Below are 7,386 nucleotides of genomic sequence, written 5' to 3'. Positions count from 1 at the left end.
CTGTGATGTTTTTCTGGATTCCTGGGGTTTCAGGGTCTAGATCTATGGTAGCGATGTCTACATTTTCATCGTTGTCGCTGATGCTGAACGTGACTGGGGTGTTGGGAGCTGTGGTTGCTGTGTCATCTGTTAATTCTGGTATGGGTTCCACAGTTACAGAAATATCCGCTGGTTCTAAGGGGTTGCCTTGGTTGTCATCGGCAGCATAAGGAATAGATGCTTCTCCTTCAAAACCATCTACTGGGGTAAAGGTTACGTTGCCATCATCGTCTACGCTAAATGTTCCTTCTCCTGGAACTGTGATGTTTTTCTGGATTCCTGGGGTTTCAGGGTCTAGATCTATGGTAGCGATGTCTACATTTTCATCGTTGTCGCTGATGCTGAACGTGACTGGGGTGTTGGGAGCTGTGGTTGCTGTGTCATCTGTTAATTCTGGTATGGGTTCCACAGTTACAGAAATATCCGCTGGTTCTAAGGGGTTGCCTTGGTTGTCATCGGCAGCATAAGGAATAGATGCTTCTCCTTCAAAACCATCTACTGGAGTAAAGGTAACGTTCCCGTCATCATCTACGGCAAATGTACCTTCTCCAGGGACTGTGATTGTTTTTTGTATTCCTGGGGTTTCAGGATCTAGGTCAATGGTAGCGATGTCTACATTTTCATCGTTGTCGCTGAGACTGAATGTGACTGGGGTGTTGGGAGCTGTGTTTGCTGTGTCATCTGTTAATTCTGGTATGGGTTCAACAGTTACAGAAATGTCTGCTGGTTCTAAGGGGTTGCCATCATTGTCCTCAGCAGCATAAGGAATGGATGCTTCTCCTTCAAAACCATCTACTGGGGTAAAGGTGAGGTTCCCGTCATCATCTACGCTAAATGTTCCTTCTCCTGGTACTGTGATGTTTTTCTGTATTCCTGGGGTCTCAGGGTCTAGGTCTATGGTGGCGATGTCTACATTTTCATCGTTGTCGCTGATGTTGAATGTGACTGGGGTGTTGGGGGGTGTGGAAGTACTATCGTTTTCTAGATTTCCTATCTCAGTGACTTCTATAGAAATATTGGCTTCGTTGGAAACCGCTCCCAAGTTATTTTGAATAGTGTATGTAATGGGAGTAGTAACACCAGTGAAACCAGCTTCAGGGGTAAAGGTAACATTCCCAGCATCATCAACTGTATAGCTTCCTTCTCCTGGTACAGTTATGCTAGTGTCTCGTTCAGGTGTACTAGGGTCTAGGTCTACTGTAGTTAGCTCTAGGGTGTCGTCTGTATCTGAGTCATTGCTGGTAATGCTGAAGGTGACTGCTTCTCCTCTGTTGGTACTAGCGCTGTCGTTTTCAGCTACAGGTGGGTCGTTGACTGTGGTTATAGTTATGTCTGTGCTTCCTGATACGGTTTCTGTACCATCGCCGACATTATAGGTGAAATCTCCAGGGTCGTCTGTACCGTTGTAGTCAGCAGGAGCATCGTAGAGGAGTCCTTGTAATTCCTCTGATATTAATGTGTCCCCATTATTAACTACTGTACCGTCAGCTTTGGTAACTTGACCTAATGTGGGCAGTCCGGTGACAGTGATGGTCAGGGTGTCTCCATCTGCGTCCGTGGGAGCTGTTAGTCCTAATCCTGTATCTTGACTTGCTTCATCTACAGTGATGGTGCTGCTATTGGCTACAGGAGCGCTGTTGGTGGCTATGATATTAATTGTTGTTGTAGCTGTGTTGCTATCACTATCCCCATCATTTACCACTACTGTCACGCTACGAGCGTTGGTGTTGGGATTTGTTGAAGTGTTATTATATTCGATTTGAGCTATAGCCGTCTGATAATCTGCTATTGAGGCACTGCCTGTGAGTGTGATTGTTCCTGTGGCACTATCATAGCTACTTGCTGTTATTCCAGTTGGTAGTGTGCCGTTGACTGATAAGCTTTCTACTGTACCTCCGTCTGGTCGGTTGGTTAATGTGATTGTGGCTGACTCTATATTTGTGTCGTCTACGTCTGTAATCACAAGATCACCGTTATCTCCTATGGCAACTGCACTTCCTCCTTCTATGAAGGTTGTTGTGTAGTCGTTACCTGTGGCTCCACTGCTGTCGTTACCGTCTAAATCTAATGTGGGAGGGTCGTTAGTTTCAATCGTTAAATCATAACTACCTACTTCATTAGGCATCCCACCATCACCCACAGAATCAGTACTAGGGTCATAACTTGTCATTGAACCACTCACACCAATATATAGAGTTTCCGGTTCAAATTCAGCACGGTAAATTCTGTCAAAACCAGAACCATCTGGGTCTGACTCTCCAAACAATGGCATACCATCAGCATTAAATAGCTGCACTCGACCTGGAGCAATGGGATTGCCATTTTCATCTAACAGGTCAATATTCTCAGAGAATTTTACCTGTTCCCCAATATCCAGCTCAAACTTGAATAAATCTACATCATTTTCTGGTAATAGGTTAGTATTGTCTCCTATTTCTCCTAAATAGTTGAATATTCCTGGGTTGGTTAAATTTAATCCTGTATCTACTGCTTCAGCTAGTATATCGTTAGTTTCATCATCTCCCAAAGTCCGACCCACAGTTTCAATCGTTAAATCATAACTACCGAAAGTACCGAAGAACGGACCAAAATCGCTGCCTTCTGTGTTGGGGTCGTAAGAGCTATTGCCATCAGCACTAATTCCCAAATAGAATGTCCCTGCTAACTCTGTGGAGAATGTACCTGTACCAGGGTCTATTCCTGTCTCCCAACCGATATCAGAACCATTGGAGTCAAATAGTCGCACTGTCGCTTGACCAACGGGGAAGTTATCTTCATCCAAAAATTCTGGCAAGTTAAAGTTGACGGTTTCGCCGATATCCAGGTCAAATTTAAACAGGTCTACATCTTCTCCTTGAAGAATATTGGTGTTATCTCCTATTTCTCCATTGAAGGTGTAGGTCCCTGGGTTGGTCACAGTTAAACCTGTATCTGTTGCTTCAACTAAAGTATCGTTGGGTTCCTCATCTCCCATTGTCCGACCGATGGTTTCAATAGTTAAATCGTAACTACCGAAAGTACCGAAGAACGGACCAGAACCGCTACCTTCTGTGTTCGGGTCGTAAAAGCTATTGCCATCAGCACTAATACCCAAATAGAATGTCCCTGCTATGGGAGTGAAGAAAGTACCTGTACCAGGGTCAATTCCTGGTTCCCATCCCATGTCAAAACCAGTAGAATCAAACAGTCGCACTGTCGCTATACCAACGGGGAAGTTATTTTCATCCAAAAATTCGGGCAAGTTAAAGTTGACGGTTTCGCCGATATCCAGGTCAAATTTAAACAGGTCTACATCTTCTCCTTGAAGAATATTGCTGTTATCTCCTATTTCTCCGCTGAAGGTGTAGGTCCCTGGGTTGGTCACAGTTAAACCTGTATCTGTTGCTTCAACTAAAGTATCGTTTGGTTCCTCATCTCCCATTGTCCGACCGATGGTTTCAATAGTTAAATCGTAACTACCGAAAGTACCGAAGAACGGACCAGAACCGCTACCTTCTGTGTTCGGGTCGTAAAAGTTATTGCCATCAGCACTAATACCCAAATAGAATGTCCCTGCTATGGGAGTGAAGAAAGTACCTGTACCAGGGTCAATTCCTGTCTCCCAACCGATATCAGAACCATTGGAGTCAAATAGTCGCACTGTTGCTGGACTGATGGGGAAGTTGTCTTCATCCAAAAATTCTGGCAAGTTAAAGTTGACGGTTTCGCCGATATCCAGGTCAAATTTAAACAGGTCTACATCTTCTCCTTGCAGAATATTTGTGTTATCTCCTATTTCTCCATTGAAGGTGTAGATGCCTGGGTTGGTCACAGTTAAACCTGTATCTGTTGCTTCCGTTATGGTGTCGTTGGGTTCCTCATCACCCATTGTCCGACCGATGGTTTCAATAGTTAAATCGTAACTACCGAAAGTATCGAAAAACGGACCAGAACCGCTACCTTCTGTGTTCGGGTCGTAAAAGCTATTGCCATCAGCACTAATACCCAAATAGAATGTCCCTGCTATGGGAGTGTAGAATGTACCTGTTCCTGGGTCTATTCCTGTCTCCCAACCGATATCAGAACCATTGGAGTCAAATAGTCGCACTGTTGCTATACCAACGGGGAAGTTATTTTCATCCAAAAATTCTGGCAAGTTAAAGTTGACGGTTTCGCCGATATCCAGGTCAAATTTAAACAGGTCTACATCTTCATCTTGCAGAATATTTGTGTTATCTCCTATTTCTCCACTGAAGGTGTAGATGCCTGGGTTGCTTAGGGTTAAACCTGTATCTGTCGCTTCAACTAAAGTATCGTTGGGTTCGTCCCCAGTTCGAGAACCTGTAGTTTCAATAGTTAAGTCATAGTTGCCTGCTATAAAACCAGAACCACTACCTTCAATATTGGGATTGTAATTCGTATTGCCATTACCACTAATACCAACGTAGAACGTACCTATTTCCAGTGCTTCATAGAAAACATAGTTAGGGTCTGGATCGGGAGATAATGATATAGAACTTCCTGTCGAATCAAACAGTTGTACCTCAGCATTAGCGAACATAGGATTGCCGTTTTCATCTAACAACTCTATAGTTGCTGGTAAACGAACTGTCTCTCCTGCATCCAAGTCAAACTTAAATAAATCTACATCATCTGGTTGCAACAGATTTGTGTTATCACCAATTTCACCAGAATATGTGTATGTACCTGGGTTGGTTAGGGTGAGTCCGGTGTAAGTTGCTCGTGTTAGAGTATCGTTTGGTTCTTCAAAAAGAATCGAACCTATATCGTCACCTGCTAGTCCTGAGATAGGATAATTTAAGTCAATACTCCGTTGGAATGTACCAGCACGGTTAAGTATTGCTATACTAGGAGGAAATGAACTGTTATCGCTTACATAAATCTCGTTATCAACAACAGCAACTCCATTAGTATCAGGGATAGGAAAAGAATTGGTAATTAAACCTGTTGTCGGATTTATTTCTACTAAAAGTTCTCCTGAAAATCCATCAGTTGTAGTTGCTAGTAAAGCATTAGGTCCTGTAATTCCTGCTAGTCCTCCATCTAGCGACATTGAGAACAAGTTATTAATTCCATCAATATCTAAGGTATTAGTAATTTGATCTATTACAGGATCGAACTCGAGAATATCCCTGTCCGAAGAGTCTAATATATAAACCTTTCCTGACAGAACTGCTAAACCCTCAAAACTACCTGAATCAAAGATGGAGTCGTTATCCCTGACTGCTCCTGTATCTGCGTCTAGTTCCCATAGTTCGGTATTAAAATTACTGTTATTTTGCCCAACCAAGAATAAACTGTCGCCGTCAAAAGCTAAACCTTGATTTCCTGATGAAAATGAAAATGTTTCGGGGGGTGAGAAACTATTAATTTCCGCTCCTGTTTCAGGGTTTAACTCAACTATTTCATCAGAACCGTCATCCTTGAATGCAAACAAGCGGTTACTCTCAATTTTGCCCATTTCACGACCGATAGTTTCAATAGTTATACCGTAGCTACCTGCTACAGAACCAGAACCACTACCTTCTACATTTAGGTCGTAATTTGTATTTCCAGTACCGCTAATACCTACATAGAAAGTACCGACTTGGTTTTCTTCAATAACAGCAAAAGAATTATAACCAGGTAGTTCTGGCGATAAAGTCAAAGGTATATTTCCTGTAGCATCAAACAGTTGCACTTCTGCATCTCCCACAGAATAACCTTCTTCATCTATTATTTCTACCCTGTCTGGTAAACGGACTGTTTCTCCCAGATCTAAGTGTATTTCAAACAAATCTACATCATCTTCTCGTCGCAGATTAGTATTATCGCCTATTTCACCAACATAGCTGAAAATACCGTGGTTATCATGGGTAAGTCCGGTCTGAGTTGCTCGTTCCCTGGTATCATTTACTTCTTCAAAAAAGTCTTCATTAACAAATGCCAAACCCCCACCATATTCTATTCCAGTATCGCCAATTACTGTCACTTCTGCTGTTGAAGCATCTATCTCGTAAAGTAAAGTGTCGCCATCTCGTTTAGCATACAATACATTTTTCGCTGCATCAAAGGCTAATCCTACATTAGTCCATGATGAGATTCCCGTATCTCCAATAGTAAACCAACTATCAGCATTGGGGTCGTAGAACATCAAATCTTGACTGGATCCTAAACCATATACTCCTCCGTTACCAAAGGCTAATCCGTTTACATTAGAGGAAGTAAGGTAAAATTCTTCTCCTGTATTGGGGTTGATGCTATAGAAACCACCGCCATCTGTTCCATAGAGAATATCTCTGGAGGCATCGTATGCTAGTCCGTCATAATTCAAAAAGTTCTCACCAATTTGATTGGCAACACTACCATCAGCATTGATTTTGAATAACTCGTTACTACCACCATAGAGGAAACTTGAGGATTCGCTCGGAGCTAAACCACGCATCCCTATTAAATTACTATTACTGCTAACAGGAGTAGCATTACCTGTGGTTGTATTCAGAGTGTACAAAGAATCTCCAGAATAATCTGAGGTAAAGTACAATTTACCTTTAGAGACCCGATCAACTAATGCTAAACCACCACCGTATATTACTTCTGTATCTCCAATACTCTGAGTTTGTGCCGTTGAAGCATCTATTTCGTAAAGTAAAGTATCGCCATCTCGTTTAGCATACAATACATTTTTCTCTGTATCAAAAGCTAATCCTACATTATTCCATGATGAGATTCCCGTATCTCCAATAGTAGACCAATTGTTAGCATTGGGGTCATAGAACATCAAATCTTGACTGGAACCTAACCCATATACTCCTCCGTTACCAAAGGCTAATCCCTCTAGAGAGCTGAAAGGGGAGCTAAGGTTAAATTCTTCTCCTGTATTGGGGTTGATGCTATAGAAACTACTGCCATTTATTCCATAGAGAGTGTTTCTGGAGGCATCGTATGCTAGTCCGTCATAATTAAAAAAGTTATTACCAATTTGATTAACAACGGTACCATTAGCATTAATTTTGAATAAGCCGTTGTCGCTGCCATAGAGGAGACCTGAAGAGTCGCTGGGAGCTAGGCCACGGGTCCTTATCCCTATGAAATTAGGATTAGTGCTAATAGGAGTTGCATTACCTGTGGTTCTATTGAGAGTGTACAAGTCTCCATCAGGAGAGTCTGAACTAAAGTAAAGTTGAGGTGCTATAGTTCCAGTACCTCCCATCTTCCGACCAATAGTTTCAATAGTTAACCCATAGTTACCTGTAGCGGAACCAGAACCACTTCCTTCTATGTTGGGGTCGTAACTCCAGTTACCATTACCGCTAATGCCAAGGTAAAAAGTACCTGCTTCATTAGCTTCGTAAATGTCGTAGTTGA

The 7,386-nt window shown here is 42.3% G+C and carries 1 protein-coding gene; it reads right to left on the bottom strand.

Annotation, left to right across the window (positions count from 1 at the left end; all coding sequences use genetic code 11):
* Window positions 1–7,386: tandem-95 repeat protein (locus F6K54_RS31630; RefSeq protein ID WP_293086813.1), on the bottom strand; the 7,386-nt coding region annotated here is incomplete at both ends.

The organism is Okeania sp. SIO3B5, from assembly GCF_010692555.1.
Taxonomy (GTDB): domain Bacteria; phylum Cyanobacteriota; class Cyanobacteriia; order Cyanobacteriales; family Microcoleaceae; genus Okeania.
Note: the sequence above shows the minus strand (reverse complement) of the source record. Positions and strands in the feature narration are given on the sequence as shown.